Source organism: Shewanella sp. KX20019, from assembly GCF_016757755.1.
In the GTDB taxonomy this organism is placed as follows: Bacteria; Pseudomonadota; Gammaproteobacteria; order Enterobacterales; family Shewanellaceae; genus Shewanella.
On sequence record NZ_CP068437.1, the window covers coordinates 1,344,990 to 1,360,643 of the forward strand.

Annotated in this window: 11 protein-coding genes; 3 read left to right on the top strand and 8 right to left on the bottom strand. The window is 44.3% G+C overall.

Going from position 1 to position 15,654, the window contains the following annotated elements; all coding sequences use genetic code 11:
• Positions 1–30: 30 nt before the first annotated feature.
• Positions 31–1,746 carry a chloride channel protein gene (locus JK628_RS05895; RefSeq protein ID WP_202288446.1) on the bottom strand — a complete coding sequence of 572 codons (1,716 nt, stop codon included), beginning with the start codon at positions 1,744–1,746 and terminating at the stop codon, positions 31–33.
• Positions 1,747–1,812: 66 nt separating this feature from the next.
• Between JK628_RS05895 and JK628_RS05900 the strand changes: the two genes are divergently transcribed.
• Positions 1,813–2,616 carry a DUF6776 family protein gene (locus JK628_RS05900; RefSeq protein WP_202288447.1) on the top strand — a complete coding sequence of 268 codons (804 nt, stop codon included), beginning with the start codon at positions 1,813–1,815 and terminating at the stop codon, positions 2,614–2,616.
• A complete protein-coding gene (gene erpA, locus JK628_RS05905; protein ID WP_202288449.1) occupies positions 2,609–2,959 on the top strand; it encodes an iron-sulfur cluster insertion protein ErpA in 351 nt (116 codons plus the stop codon). The genes JK628_RS05900 and erpA overlap by 8 nt, the downstream gene beginning before the upstream one ends.
• A gap of 215 nt (positions 2,960–3,174) precedes the next feature.
• Here erpA and JK628_RS05910 read toward each other — a convergent pair whose 3' ends face one another.
• The 6 genes from JK628_RS05910 to JK628_RS05935 all read right to left on the bottom strand — a co-directional run bounded on the left by JK628_RS05910 (position 3,175) and on the right by JK628_RS05935 (position 11,984).
• Positions 3,175–3,618 (bottom strand): hypothetical protein, encoded by a 444-nt coding sequence (locus JK628_RS05910; protein WP_237524157.1) that lies wholly within the window; start codon positions 3,616–3,618, stop codon positions 3,175–3,177.
• A 76-nt stretch (positions 3,619–3,694) separates the two neighbouring features.
• Positions 3,695–4,075 carry a DUF2750 domain-containing protein gene (locus JK628_RS05915; protein ID WP_202288451.1) on the bottom strand — a complete coding sequence of 127 codons (381 nt, stop codon included), beginning with the start codon at positions 4,073–4,075 and terminating at the stop codon, positions 3,695–3,697.
• 131 nt (positions 4,076–4,206) lie between these two features.
• Positions 4,207–4,905, bottom strand: a complete 699-nt coding sequence (gene aqpZ / locus JK628_RS05920) for an aquaporin Z (RefSeq protein WP_202288453.1) — start codon at positions 4,903–4,905, stop codon at positions 4,207–4,209.
• Between the two features lie 190 nt (positions 4,906–5,095).
• Entirely contained in the window at positions 5,096–6,478 is a 1,383-nt protein-coding gene (locus JK628_RS05925; RefSeq protein WP_202288455.1) for an alkaline phosphatase, read from the bottom strand.
• 124 nt (positions 6,479–6,602) lie between these two features.
• Positions 6,603–9,095, bottom strand: coding sequence for an alpha/beta hydrolase family protein (locus JK628_RS05930; protein WP_202288457.1), 2,493 nt, complete (start codon positions 9,093–9,095; stop codon positions 6,603–6,605).
• A 120-nt stretch (positions 9,096–9,215) separates the two neighbouring features.
• Positions 9,216–11,984 (bottom strand): TonB-dependent receptor plug domain-containing protein, encoded by a 2,769-nt coding sequence (locus JK628_RS05935; RefSeq protein WP_202288458.1) that lies wholly within the window; start codon positions 11,982–11,984, stop codon positions 9,216–9,218.
• 347 nt (positions 11,985–12,331) lie between these two features.
• Between JK628_RS05935 and JK628_RS05940 the strand changes: the two genes are divergently transcribed.
• The gene (locus JK628_RS05940; RefSeq protein ID WP_202288460.1) at positions 12,332–14,488 is read left to right on the top strand and encodes a winged helix-turn-helix domain-containing protein; all 2,157 of its coding nucleotides are present in this window, start codon (positions 12,332–12,334) and stop codon (positions 14,486–14,488) included.
• Between the two features lie 54 nt (positions 14,489–14,542).
• On the opposite strand, the gene JK628_RS05945 is transcribed toward JK628_RS05940, so the two are convergent.
• Entirely contained in the window at positions 14,543–15,652 is a 1,110-nt protein-coding gene (locus JK628_RS05945) for an anhydro-N-acetylmuramic acid kinase (protein ID WP_202288462.1), read from the bottom strand.
• Positions 15,653–15,654 lie beyond the last annotated feature (2 nt).

Genomic DNA, 15,654 nt, shown 5'->3' on the forward strand with positions numbered 1-15,654 from the left:
ATTGCAGTTTTAATCTGGCTGAATATGCCATTAAACCTGTCCTGAACGAATCTCTTTTTGCAACATTGTCCAGTTGATGACACCGACAATATTGTCTCTATTTTCTTGGTAAATATACACTTCACCTCGCCGCTCTTTAGACAGCAATAAATACACTTCATTGAGCGTTGCGGTATCAGATACTCCTAGAATGGGGTGGCGAGTCAACGTTGTTGCATCATCACTGGCTTGAAGTTCAAGTTGTATCATTTCAACTTGGTTCATGGCATTACGGACTAATACCGAGCGACCTTCGGCTCGCTTAAGTACTTCTAATAGTAGCTCATCGTTGTCACCGACAATAATAAAACGCTTATCCATAAGGTGGCGAACGCCGACTTTTTGTAGCCCTAAGTTAACCGGAGCCACTTTATAACCTAGACCCATAATCTCAAGCTGTTTAAAGAAGATAGACTTGGTCTTAAAGCCTTGGTGTGAAATCAAAAATGCAGGGATAACCACAAACATTGACGGTAAAATAATAGAAGCATTATCCGTCAGCTCTATGAGTGCCACTAATGCGGCAAGTGGAGCGCTCAAACAGACGCCCATCATGCCCGTCATACCAATGATGGTGTATAGGCCAATATAGGGCGCAATGGATGGGAACCACATGGCGCAAACGAGCGCCAAAATCGTGCCGAGCAGTGCGCCTATGCCATAAAGGGGGCCGATCAAACCGCCTGGGATCCCCAATCCAATAGCTGCAATCGTAGCCACCATTTTGCCGATTAATATCGCGCCTAGAAACAGAATGCTGGGGTGTTCATTAATAGTTTCGGCAATGGCCAGCTCGCCGCTACCAATCGCTTCGGGCAAGATAAGGCCAACCAGGGTTGTGATAGCGCCTGCCAGCAATAATCGCTGCAGTAGTGGCCATTTTTGTCCTACGGCAGTCACGCTAAGTAGGCTGCGATTGAAAAAGGCGGCAATGCAACCCAAGACAATTCCAAACAGTGCCAGTAAGGGGTACTGGCTAAGAGGAATGACGGCTGCGCCAATCTGTTCAAATTCATGGATGTTGCCAAAAACAACTTGGCTACTGAGTGCACCGCAAATAGCAGATAACATCACTGGGAAGAAGTAGTGAATTTTGTATTCACGTAATACTACTTCAAAAACAAAAATCACCGCGGCAAGTGGGGCATTAAAGATAGCGGCGATACCTGCTGCAATACCACTGGCGCACATAATGCGCACACTGTTATCGGGCAGTTTGAATTTTTCAGCAAGAACACTCGCGCTAACAGCGCCAAGATGAATTGCGGGACCTTCTCGGCCGACAGAGAAGTTTGTGGCAAGTGCAAACAAGGCTTGGAAGAATTGGCCAGGGGCTGATTGCAGTGGAATTTTTCCATAATGCAGCTTAACGCGATGGATGACATAGGCTATTCCCATGCGTTTATAACGCTTGGATCCCATTTTTGCCACTCCCCAGATTAAAAAAGATCCAAAAAGTGGCAATAACACTCGCCAGTCATCGATGATATCCGTAAAATTCAGGGCTTGAGTCTGGGTATAGGTGTCAAACCACACTAAGAGCAATCTAAAAAGCAGGATGACACCTGACGCAAACAACGCAAAAAGCAGAGCGAGTAAACATAGCTGAACACTGACCTTCGCTTGAGAAAGCGTATCTTTGAGGTTGGTGTTTAGATACTTTTTAGTTTGCTGGCGTATTTTGACGATAGTTTGATACACAGACATTTCCAAAATTTTTGATTGTCACATTTAAATCAAAATGTGAGACTTTTATTAAGGGGCTGTTACTTAATGGCAAATTATCATCGTTGGATCGATCGCTTGCAAGTGATTGAGCGACAATTTCGTACCTCCAGCGCATATTTATCTTTGTTGATCGTGGTTTCATTCGTATTAGGGGCATTGTGCTTTGATGTTGGTTCGCCCTATTTTACCCCGAAAGTAGCACAGCAAATTGACCGAACAGTAGAGTTCTCGGAGCAGTTACAAGCGCAAGCCAATACGTTAGCCGCCCGTAATATTGAGTTGGCATTAGAGCGAGAGGCTAATGTTAATATGCAGGCGATGTTTGTTGAGCAAGAGAGCAAACAGAAAGAGTTAGCGCGAGAGCTGGCCTTTTATCGCAGCGTGATGGCGCCAGAAAACAGCGCCGATGGGGTTGCCATTAACGGCTTAGAGCTAACAGCAGCGTTGATGCCGCGCCAGTATCGACTTAAGTTAGTGCTTACCCAACTCGAAAAGCGTAAGCGTTCATTGTCTGGTCGCAGTGAAGTGACATTGATTGGACTTGAAGATGGCAAGCCTAAGTCGATTAAATTATCTGAATTAAGCGATGCCTCGTTTAAATTTAGGTTTAGATATTTTCAGGTGTTAGAGGCCGAATTTACTCTGCCTGCGGGCTTTGTCTTAGCCAGAGTTAAGGCCAAAGTTGTCGTGCCAGCAAGCCGTTGGACCAAAGGTTCACAAACCGAACAAGAATTTAGTTCACAAGAATTACTTGTGGATGAAAAAGAGCAGGTCATAATACTTGAACAAAATGGTCAGGTATTAGATAATTCTGCACAGCAATTAGATGTAAGAGGTAATAATGACTGAACAAGCTGAAGATGCTCTGCCAATCCGTTTTACTGATGCGGCAGCATCAAAAGTAAAAACCTTGCTTGATGAAGAAGAAAATGATGCACTTAAGCTACGTGTATACGTAACGGGTGGCGGTTGCTCAGGTTTCCAATATGGCTTTACTTTTGATGAAAAAGTAAACGAGGGCGACTTTACGGTAGAGAAGCAGGGTGTTCAGTTAGTTGTAGACCCTATGAGCCTACAATACCTTGTTGGTGGTGAAGTGGATTACACTTCCGGCCTAGAGGGCTCACGCTTTTTTGTGAAAAATCCGAATGCGACAACAACCTGTGGTTGTGGTGCCAGCTTCTCAGTTTAAACTGTTGAAAGCGCCAAGCACTTATGTTCATTCAATAAAAAAGCCGTCAATAGACGGCTTTTTTGTGTCTGCTAACTAACTAACTAACTAACTAACTAACTAACTAACTAACTAACTAACTAACTAACTAACTAACTAACTAACTAACTAACTAACTAACTAACTAACTAACTAACTAACTAACTAACTAACTAACTAACTAACTAACTAACTAACTAACGCATGATGTTGAGATTCACTTCTCGATTAAAGTATTGTCCGACTTTACGAGTGAAGGCTATCCACACTTGTATGATGGCTAACAAAATCAAAATGCTAAATATTATCCAGTCAGGAACATTTGCCTTAAAGCTGCCGATAGCGAAACTTGATGGGCCAGAGGCCGCTAGGTTTTCAGGATCGTAAAGAACCAAGGGTAACATGCTTACAATAGCCAGCTGCAAAGAGGTGTAAACGCGCAGCATGATTAAGCCAGCTTTTTGCTTGCCGATGATGGCGACCAGCATAAATAAGGTGAGAATACAAAACAGTACTCCTTGCTGAGCAATCAGGCCACTGACTGAGATCAGTAGCAGAAAAACGAGTAGGGCGATAAGACGTTTCGGCATGCTAACCTTGCTAAGCCTATTGGGATCTGCGGCAGTGTTATTAGTATCCACTTTGTATTCTCTTTTAGGCTGGCAAATAGTGTGACAGCGACTAGCACTACAGTGCTAGTCATGAAGCTTGGCTAAACTAGTGACGCTTTTTAGGCGCAAGGCGCTCTTCTAGCTCAAACGGTGCAATAACCACACCTAAGTCTTCTTGTACTGGGAATACGGCAACGAAAAGATCGTCATCTTGCATACCCGGAACCCAGCGCTCTAACCACTCATCAAGCGGAATGGCCAGTGTTTGGCAATCTTGCCAGTCATCAACAGCCCAAAGCGCAGCAGCTTCTTCTGTTGGCCACATAGGGATGCAATCTTCATCGTCGGTGGTTAGCATTACGCAACCGTCTGCATCTTGTAAAGACCACAATGTTTTGTGCTCTTTAACTTGCTCTACTAGGTAGTCGTAACGAGATTCTGGCGTCATTTCAGTAATCTGCTTTATGCTTTTGCTTTTGTTGCTCATGGTCTACATCTCTTCATTTTAAATGGGGCGGGCGTAAGCTATGCACTCAATGCGCCGAATTGAAACGGATAGTAACATTTAGCCGGGGAATGAAAAAGAAAACAGAGCCGAATAGGCTCTGCTTTTTATTATCAATCTGTTTTAGTGTTAAAGAACTTATAGATTACACCCGCTAATATTGCGCCGATTATCGGTGCAACCCAAAATAACCACAGCTGAGACAGTGCCCAATCACCGACAAAGAGCGCTGGCCCCGTGCTACGAGCTGGGTTTACCGAGGTGTTTGTTACCGGAATACTGATGAGGTGAATGAGGGTTAGGCCTAGACCTATGGCGATAGGGGCGAAGCCTTTCGGCGCGCGCTCATCAGTAGCACCCAGAATAATAATCAGAAAAAAAAGCGTCATCACAACTTCGCAAATAAGCGCAGCGGTTAAGCTGTAACCGCCAGGTGAATGCTCACCATAGCCATTTGAAGCAAAGCCTGCTGATAAGCTAAAGCCATCTTGGCCCGATGCAATGAGGTACAAAATACTAGCGCCTGCAATACCGCCTGCCACTTGAGCAATAATGTAGGGTGCTAGATCGGATGCTGGAAAACGTCCACCCGCCCATAGACCGAAAGAGACGGCAGGATTTAAATGGCAACCTGACACGTGACCAATGGCAAATGCCATGGTGAGTACGGTAAGGCCAAAGGCAAATGAGACACCGAGTAAGCCAATACCTACTTCAGGAAACGCGGCTGCTAAGACAGCGCTACCGCAACCACCTAATACTAACCACAAGGTGCCGATAAATTCGGCCGTCATTTTCTGAGACATATTCATAAATCTTAATCCTTTTGATTTGACCTACATACCTCAATGAAAAGACAGCATTAACGATTCACTATGTGGTTTAAGTATAAAACTTGCGCACTGGTTATTGAATATAAAGCATAATTCAAAGAAATGTTAATTTGATGACATTCGCCACGCTTATTTGAGTGCAAATATAAGCGTGACAAAGCGAGGGAGGTTAGCGGGCTATCATCTGCATCAAGGTGGTGGCGATATCGGTATTATCTTGATGACCGATAAAGGCATCTGAACCCATACCATAAGCAAAAACAGGCACATCGACAGCGTCGTGACCACTGGTCGTCCAGCCGGTAAAGGTGACTTCATCGATGAGTTTTTTGATTGAGGAAGTTAGTTTTCTTGTCGGTTCTGTTGCCGATTTAGCGGTTGCGATATTGGCTGTTAACTGCGTTTGCTGCTCCTTAGTCAGCGGTAATTGAGTCGCTTGTTGCCAGAGGGTAAGTGGTTGCTCAGATTTAAGCAGGCTTGCTGCAATAGCACTAGGCATCATGGTGACGTTTTTTAATAACTGCCCCTTCCATTGATAAGTACCGTCTCTACCCAAGCTTAATCCCCCAGTAGAATGATCTGCGGTCATAACCAATAAAGTATCAGGGTGAGTATCAATATAGGCTTTGATGACGTTGACAGTCTGGGATAGGTCATCCATTTCTGCCATGGCACAACTAATGTCATTACTGTGGCCACACCAATCTATTTGACTGGCTTCCACCATCATCACAAAGGGCTTTTTACTTGCGCTAACAAGTTGCAATGCTTTTTTTGTCATCTGCATTAAACGCACAGGGTATTTGCTACCTAATGCCGGCTCTAAGCCTTTTTGGGAAAATAGACCGAGGGCTGGCAACTGATCCAGTTGATCTAAATCCGCGATACTATCGATGTAGTGATAGCCATGCTTGTTAAAGCTTTTAGTGAGATCTTTATCATCGCGTACAAAATATTGCTGTCCGCCGCCAAGCATGAGTTCGGCAACAGGCTGACCATTAATTAGGTTAGTTAAATAGCTATCGGCAATTTCATCGTAGTTTCTTCGACTTTCATTGTGGGCTAAAAAGCTGGCTGGCGTAGCATGGTTTATCTGCGAGGTCACAACGATAGCTGTTGTTTTGCCCATCTCTTTTGCCACCTCCATCATAGTGGGGAGAGAGTCGTGCTGGTGATCGACAGAGATAGCACCATTATAGGTTTTGATGCTGGTGGCCAAAGCCGTTGCCGCCGCTGCCGAGTCGGTGACATAAGTATCATCATCGGGGTAGGTGCTGGACATGCCCACAAGAAGTTGGTCGAAAATCGTCTTTTCAACGGCTTTGGTATCGGGTCTATCGGAAAAATATCGATATGCACTGGTATAAGCTGGCCCCATGCCGTCCCCAATAAGATAGATGATATTTTTAGGGACCTCTTCATCCGGGATAGGGGTTTTATCATCGGCAGATAACGTAAAGCTAAGGCTGGCACTGATAGTGCCAATAAATAGCGCTAATGTGCTGATCGCTGACAGGCGAGGTCGGGGGTGGCTGAACTTAACTGCGTTCATAATGTGGCTCCAGAAATTGAGCGTTGAGCATTAATTTATGGCATACAGCGTCTATGTCTCACGCTGTATGCTGCTTTTGTTTAATACTTGTTTGTATAATGAGTTCGAGTTAATGGAAGCTAATCTAATGAAAACTGACCTTAGTTTCAGGCGCGCTAGGCTTATGACTGACATGCTTATCTAGCCACTCCTCCTGCTCCCACAACATATGCAGTATCGACTGTTTAGCTTTGTAGCTGTGACTCTCATAGGGGAATGTCACTAGCCTTGCCTGGCCACCAAGTCCTCTAATCGCTTTAAATAACCTTGCTGATTGCATCGGGTAGGTGCCGGAGTTTGAATCCATCTCGCCATGCATGATAAGAAGAGGTTCATCAATTTTATCGGCATGGGTAAATGGCGATATCTGCTGATAGAGGCTTGGAGCCTCCCAGAAGTTTCGCTTCTCATGCTGAAAACCAAAGGGTGTGAGGCTGCGGTTATAGGCACCACTTCGCGCGATTCCAGCGGCGAAAAGGTCTGAGTGTGCTAATAAATTGGCCACCATAAAGGCACCATAGGAGTGACCGCCAATGGCTATTCTTTCTCTATCAGCCACCCCCATCTCAACTAAGGTATCGATGGCCGCTTTCGCATTATCAATGAGTTGAGTACGAAAGTTATCGTTAGGCTTCTCCTTGCCAACACCAATTATTGGCATAGCCACTCGGTCAAATACTGCAAAACCTTTAGCGACAAAAGGGACGGGTCCCTTAGGGCTGATGTAACTGTATTGATTAGGAGAGTAGTTTACTTGGCTAGCAACTTCTGCATTTTTATACTCTCTAGGGTAGGCCCACATGAGTACGGGTAGGGGACCATCACTTGGTTGGTAACCTTGAGGGAGATAAAGGTTACCCGATAGAGGCAGGCCATCTGCACGCTTGTAAGTGATCAACTCACGAGTCATCCCCTTAAATGTGCTTAGTCCAGTTTTAGCAGGCTCAATCACGGTTTCAGTTTTAGATTGTTCATTGATAAAAACAAGGTGTGATGGGGTGTCTTTTGCCTGTCTATTGATAATCAGTTTCAGCGGCTCAGTGCTAATGACATAGCGGATGGTTTCAAGCTTATCAACTGATGATTGCCACAGTGTCTTTGAAGTATCTATGAGTGGTTGAGCCTTTGTAGACTGCAGATCTACTGCTAATGTCTTGAGGAAGGGCTGATAGCCTTTTGGTGAGGCACCGAGACCATAATGCAGTAGCTGATTGTTTTCTACCGTAAATAACCGACCAGCCTGCTGTCCATCAATCATCGCTTTATGGGAGACAAGCTTGCCAAGGTCTTTGTAGCTATCTCTTAATGCTTTTTGATACCAAAGCTTTAGTGGTGCATGTTGCTGAGTATTAAAAAAACTGACTCGCATCTGTTTTTTGGCGGAGTTTCTCTCTGTGATTAAACCAAGCTTGTCTTCGCCCCATTGAATATTGGCGATTCTCCAGGGGGTTTTTACTCGCTCAACGCCTTTATGGCTAAATGGTGCCGATAGCTCCATCAATTGATCGCGAAATGGCGCTTTTATGCTGCTATCGCCTTTATCTAAGGCCATGACATAAGCCAATGTAGCCGCTTTATCTGCGCGCCAGTGAATTAGTCGCGGTCCCTTTCTGACTGAATCACTACCAGAGGGTCTAAATTCGCTGCTTTCAAGTTTAGCGAGCGTCTTAAGGTGATCCCCACTAAGGCTATAGAGCTCAACATTTTGTGAAAAATCTCTGTACTTAACCACATGGGAGAAGGGGGGAGCGATCTGTTTAACCAGAATATACTCATTATTGGGTGATACTCTGTAACTGATATTGATATCTGGCGTGCCTATTGCGGTGGCCTTCCCCTCTAGAGAGATCAGGGTGAGTTGACTGCGGGTTAATCTGTTAAAGAGTTCATCATCTTGTGCATTTTTCAATAGATCTTGATAGGTTCGTCGAGGGGCTTTTTGGGCGTTGGTGACACTGATATTTGGTCCAACGTCACTGCTAGCTTCAGCCATAGGTGCAGTGTTAAGTGCAATGTTGGTGAGTAGACCTTGACTGTTATATAGCCATTTGTAGTTCAGGCCAAGCGTGGCATTTAGTCGACTCGGATTGAGTTTTTTGGTTTGCTTCTTTTTGATGTCATAGAGATAGATATCTGCGCCATGATCTGCAAGGGCGATAAAGCTTATATATTGACTGTCGGGTGAGAACTCTACCTTCGCAATTGATGTGGTAGGTAGCTTAATGGTTCGTTTCACGGGCTCACTATTTTGTGCGCTTGCAGCAAGCTCAATAGTCGATAGCTCGATAAGCTCTAGTTTTAGATACTGGGTTTTAAGGCGGCTTGGGACTAGTTGGGTTGGAGATAATCTAAGCCCGGCAAGTTTAAGCTCTGGTTTGGCCAATGACTCAATATCTTTGTGTGTCTTCGGGGTTAGCAGTGCCAACCACTGTTTATTATTCGATAGGCGAGTACTGACCTTTTTTTTCTGCTCTACCACCTGTTTAAGTGCTTGAGAGGGAACTTGATATTCTGCTGCTATGCTAGATGTGCTAAAAAAAGCTATCAGGGAATACATAAAGATGGACATACGAGACATTTTTATCTCCTGACAAAAGGGGGACTTAACTGTGGTAAGGGAGAATAAGCGCCCTTTGCAGGGCGCTACAACTTAGAGACTTCTTTGATTAATTCGTGCTTTGTGTAAATCGCACTTTGATTAGAACTTCTGTGAGTAACCTAAGAACAAGCTACGACCCTTTGCAGAGTAGCTGCTGTTATCGTCCTCATAGTATGGCCAGTCGTTGTGTTCGTCGTTACGAATATCGTAAAGTGGTGGCATCTCATCAGTCAGGTTTTTAACGCCCGCGGTGAATTTACCTTTCCAAGGTGCGTAATATGACAGTGTGATGTTGATAGTCTGGTATGGATCTAAAGTATCGGTCTCAATCGACTCGACATCCTCTCCATCAGCATCTACATATTCGAACAGATCGGTACCAACAGCTTCACCAGTGTAGTAGTAAGCAACTGTTGCTCTGAAATCTTCATAGCTCCAGCTTAGGCTGGCATTACCTTTCCACTTAGGGAAGTAATCTGTCTCAGTCTGCTCCTCAATCTCATCACCCTCTCTCTCTTGATACTCTTTCTTGAGTAGGTAAGAGGCTGCAAGCTTGAACTTAAACTCACCAGCAGCGGTTTCAGGGAATACGTAGTTGAAACTAGCATCGATACCTTCCGATGCTTCATAGGCGCTGTTGATAGGACCTTTGCGCATACAGGCGATATTTTGAATACCGTCATCATCAAACTCTGTCAGGTAACCTACTTCTGGCATTGTTGAGCAATCGGTATATTGACCATCCTTGTTATAGCTTGGGTCTTCTAGCATCTCGTCAGTTGAGATAGTCTTAACCGCACCCTCAAGTTCGATATTCCACCAATCAACAGTCAGATCGGCATTCTCTGTGATATTTGCAACTAAACCTAAGTTCCAGAATTCGCCCTCCTCTTCAGTAAGGTTAAGATTTCCTGAGTTAAAGCCGTCATAGCTATCTTCATAGATCTCATTTGGAATAGTTGGGTGGTCAAATGATGTACTACCAAAGCTTCTTGTTAATCCAGAATAGAGGCGATGCATATCGGGTGCTCTAAAGCTCTTACCCCAGTTTGCACGTACCATTACCTCTTCAATTGGGCGGTAACTAAGGCCAACTTGAGGTGTAGTTGCTCCACCAACATCAGAATCATCGAGATATTGGTCATAACGAAGTGCAGCCGAAAGATCCAATGACTTAACGCCTGTGATGTCAGCAAGTAGTGGGATCTGCAGTTCGCCAGCAACAGCAACGCGGTCACGGTCACCTTTACCGCCGGTACCACCCATACCGATAAAGCCACCACTCATGGTGGTTTCATCGAGGGTATCTTCATAGCTTTCACGTGCCCATTCGGCAGTGGTTGCAAAACCGACAGTACCCGCATCTAGCTCCATTAGGTCGCCAGTAAATACGGCTTGTAGCTGGTGCATGCTAGAATCTGATTTTTTGGTTGAGTCACCAATAAGCGCTTCGGCTTGCTCTGTGGTTAATTTGTTGTTTGGGTACCACTTTGAAGCATCAGTATTGTTAGGGTCGAAAGTTATCATGCCAAGTAGCGCATCTGCACTGACCATATGGTGGTTTTGTTTTTCATACAGCGCATAGCCACTAGACCAAGAGACATCTAACTCATAATCACCAATGATACCGTTAGCACCAAAAGCCAGCGATGCCTTGGTATTTTGAGTATCATAAGTACGTGGTCCAGGATACTCCTCCATACGGCGGCGCATCTGGAATTTGTTATCATCTTCAAATTCATACTTATCGTAGCTGTATGCACCTGTGACTTCATCTTGGTAGAAGTAATCCCCAAAACCTTTCTCATCTTTGTATTTTGTTGATTCTTTGTACGATGCATTTAGCATCCCGTACAACTGCCAATCATCGTTAAGATCGTAAGTGCTGTTAACCACTAGGTTAATTCTGTCATATTCAGATTGTAGGCCACGTTCGGCATACTTATCGTAGTAACAATCATAAGTACCTGCTTCTACATATATGCCTTTATCACCGAATAGGTTAGTACATTGAGCCTCATCGAGCGGGCTGTACTTATCATCGGTATAAACCTTTGAGTAATCTCTCACCCAAGATGCCCAGCTTGATGGTGATGAGTCACCATATGGACCAGAGCCCCAACGTGTATCACCATCTTCATCTTCATAATAGGCTGGGCTGTATAGGCCATCACGCTGATAAGTTTGAATCGCTTCAACCTTACGGTATTCAAGCATGATCAGAGTTTGGCTGTTTTCTGTGTTGATCCCCTGCAGGTACGATAGGTCTGACTGCGCACCACCACCTTGGGTTGTATCTGAGTATTTAGCTTCTACTTTTGCACCATCATATTGCTTTTTAAGAATAATATTAACAACACCACCAACGGCATCTGAGCCATAAATAGCAGATGCACCACCAGTAAGGATCTCAACACGGTCTACGGCAGCAGTTGGAATATCGGAAACATCAACAAAGTTTGAGGTACCGCCTGCCGCTGATGGGAATGAGGCTTGGCGACGACCATTAATCAGTACTAGCGTTCTGTTGGCTCCCATACCGCGAAGGTTGACTGAGCTTGCACTATCGGTGAAACCATCGCTGTCACCGTTAAGAGAACCACCAGTATTTGCCACTGACGCTTGAAGCACCTCAGCGATAGAAGATAGACCGCTATTAGCGATATCTTCAGCAGTGATCACCGTAACTGGCGCGACACCTTCAAAGTCGGCGCGCTTAATACGTGAGCCAGTCACTGCAATTTTTTCAATCTCTTCATTATTAGCGTCTTTACCTGCAGTTTGTTCTGCAGCTTGTAGCGATGACGTTGTTAGCGCAGCCATAGTCATGGCCAATGTCAAAGCTGATAATTTCATCTGATTTTTCATCTAATTCCAGTCCTTTTTTTTATAATTTTCTAGGAGTTTTAGTGACGTCCCCTAACTAGTTATCGCTGTCGATCTGCAAAATTTGACCTCATTCTGTCAGTTGCATTCAGTTGTAAAGAAAATGTTGATCTCAAGCAATGACCTGCGTGTCGTTTATATGCTGTTTATATGTCTATTTAATATCTATTGTTTTTATTATTAAAGTGTTATGCGCAGTTTCTTGCTGTTGTAAACACTTGCGTTTACGTGTTGACAGACTGTAAGCTGTTTATTGCCGAGTTGAGGTTTTATCAAAAGTGGCTGCATTAAAATTAAAAAATGAGCTTGGTGCTATTTGCGGAGAAAAGATGATAGAGATTAGAAAGGAGGCGGTTTTTACTTTAGCCGGGTGTGAAGTTACCCCTAGCGATAACAGCCTGAACTTTAAAAACTGTGCTCAGTTGGAGACCGGTTTAGAGGGCAGTGTATCGACAGACAAGATCTCTCTACAGCCAAAATTCATTGAATTATTAAGTTACCTTGCTAGGCAGTATCCAAATGTTGTTACTCGAGAGGAGTTGATCGAGAGTATCTGGGAGGGCAATAGCTATGTGGGTACTAAGGCGCTGACGAATGCGATATGGAACCTGAGAAAACACCTAACTCCATTAGTTGAGGACAGTGGTACTGAAGCGATAGAGACGGTGAGAAAGACAGGTTATCGTTTATTGATAGAGCCTGAGTTTAAGCCTGATGATCTTATTTCTAAGCCCGAAGTTTTAGAGGTCGAGCAAGCAAAGGTAAAGGCGCTACAAGAGAAGCTCCATAGAGGTGGGATTGCCATTGTTATATTGTTTATCCTTGTTGGGGTGGTGGGGGGCTTTCATCTGTACCAAGATGCTAAGCAATTAATGCAAACTGAACAAAACAGGCTAACAAGAGCATCAGGTGCTGAGTTATACCCGGCTGTCTCTCCCGATGGACGTTGGCTAGTCTATGGTAAAGGCTCAGACCTTTATTTGAAAGATCTGCATTCATCGACCGGTACACCAAAGCGTTTAACCTCTAACCGGACCAAAGAGCTAAGAGCTATTTGGACCCTTGATGGCAAGTCGTTACTTTATCCCAGTGAAACTCGTCAAAATGGTGAATGCCATCTGTCGCAATTTATTCTTGCTAGCCATGAAGTTGTTCATCTTGCACCATGCTATTCCTATAGTTCGGCATTAGATATATCACCTGATGGCGAGGCTATTATTTACATCTGGCATGATGAGCGCTATGAATATAGCGGTTTGTATGAGTTGGCGTTATCCGGTGATACAGACCCAGTTAGGATCTCATGTAAAAAAGGCTGTGACTACCGTGATCGTGACGTAGCCTATAGTCCAGATGGCCGCTGGATCGCTATTTCGAGGCGGTTTGGTAATATATCTGAAGATATCTTTATCCGAAACAGAGGCTCGGGTGATGAGATAAGAATTACTCAAGGTTTAGAGGATATTAGAGGACTAAGCTGGCACCCAGATAGTGATAAATTAGTGTTCAGCACCGAAAATTCTGGGGTGAGAGATGGATATCTAGTGGATATTAATAGTAAGAAAATATCAAGCTTATCTCTAGTTGGTTTTAGCTATCCGAAATTTGTACCTAACTCTACAGAACTGGTATTTTCTAAGTACATCAAAGACTTTAAACTTGCCTATTTAGAGCTTGATCAGGTAATACCAACAACGATATTCCCCCTATCTAACTCTGAATTTAGCCATAGGAATCCTGATTACTCCCCAGTCACTAAGCGTATTGTCTATGTTTCAAATGAAACCGGGAACAATGAAATCTGGAGCTCGGATGTTAATGGAAAAAATAGAAAACAGCATACAGACTTGAAAAGACGTGTTGCCTACCCAAGCTGGTCGCATGATGGTGCTAAGTTAGCGTTTCTTGCTCCTGATGATAAAAATGAGGGCAATAAAATCCATATTTTAGATCTTGCAACTGGAGGGATAAGCATACTCGCTTCTAAGTATCTCGATCACAGAAGGCCAAGTTGGAGTCAGGATGATAAGCGAGTACTTTCATCTACCTATGATGGATTACTGGCCTTTTCATTAACCAACAGCCGTCCGCAGTTGATCACTTCAACAGAAGTGAGGCTTGCTAAGATGGTTAATGGCTCTCAGATAGTGTTTACAAGAATCAGTAAGCCAGGCCTATGGATTTTAGATATTAACCAAGCGGATAACATGAGGGCATTGATCTCTTCAGAGGTGTTTGATGAGGATTATAATTGGGTTGTTACCGATAAAGGGGTGTATTTTAGAGAGAAACACTCCAGTTATCAGCTAATCAACTTTTGGAGCTTCAATACCCAGTTAATAACACCAATATTAAAACTGCCTTCCAGTAGCTTAACCTCATACGGTGCGATGAGTTTCATTGCCGATAAAAGGCGTCTTTTGATGACATTATCAGAATACTCAAAACGAGATGTGATATTGCTAAATCATAAATTGCTGCATTAACCATAGCGCAGACTTAACTTTAACGCCTCAATGAGGCGTTAAAGTTACTTGCTCTTAACCTGCGGGAAACAGAGCACCGAGTATTGCCTCTCTGCTTGCTCCTGTTACAGCAGGCAAATTACCTGGAAGTACTAAGTGGAAGCGCATAGCAAGCCAGGCAAAGGCAATGCCTTCAACCCATTGTGGGTTAATGCCAAGCTCAGCTGTGGTCACTAGCTTATAGTTTGGTAACAATTTTTGTAGGCGGTACATAAGCTCGGTGTTGTATGCACCGCCGCCGCAAACGTACATCTCAGCCTCTGTTGTTAGTGCTAATGCATCATTGGCAATGCTGTAACAGGTTAAATCCAGTAGGGTAGACTGAATATCGGCTTCAGTTAAATAACTAAACTCGGCAAGTTGCTGCTCTAACCACGCCTGATTAAACAGTTCTCGGCCAGTGCTCTTAGGAGCTGCTAAGGAAAAATAGGGGTGCGATAGCAGATGCTGTAGCATTTTTTCATCACTGGTCCCAGATTTTGCCAAAGCTCCCTCTTTATCATAGGGAAGATCTTGCTGATGCTGGATCCATGAGTCCATTAAGGTATTACCGGGACCGGTATCAAAACCCGTTACCGCTTCGGTATTACCGGGCAGGTAAGTGATGTTGGCGATGCCGCCAATATTGAGAATAATACGTTTATGGTTAGGCGTTGCGAATACGTGTTGATGAAAGGCGGGCACTAGTGGCGCACCTTGGCCGCCAAGTGCAATATCTTTACGCCTAAAGTCAGCGATCACATCAATACCTGTTTCGGCTGCTATGGTGTTTGGATCGCCAATTTGTAGGGTAAAACCCATCTCTAAATTCGGCATATGACGGACGGTTTGGCCATGGCTACCGACGGCAATAACCGCAAGCTTATCGACCCCCGCTTTCTCAAGTAGAGCATTGACGGCTTTCGCAAAGAGTTTTCCTACTGCGCGGTCTAGGTGCCCCAAGCGGTTTATCTCATCATTTCCAGGTAAACAGAGCTTCTGTAAGTTCTTTAGTAGCGGTGCAGGGATGGCTTCAGAGTGATGCTCAACCAAAGTAGGTGTGTCAGCGGAAAACTTAACTAGTACGGCATCGACACCGTCCATACTGGTGCCTGACATTAGGCCAATGTAATAGCTTTTGTGCATGG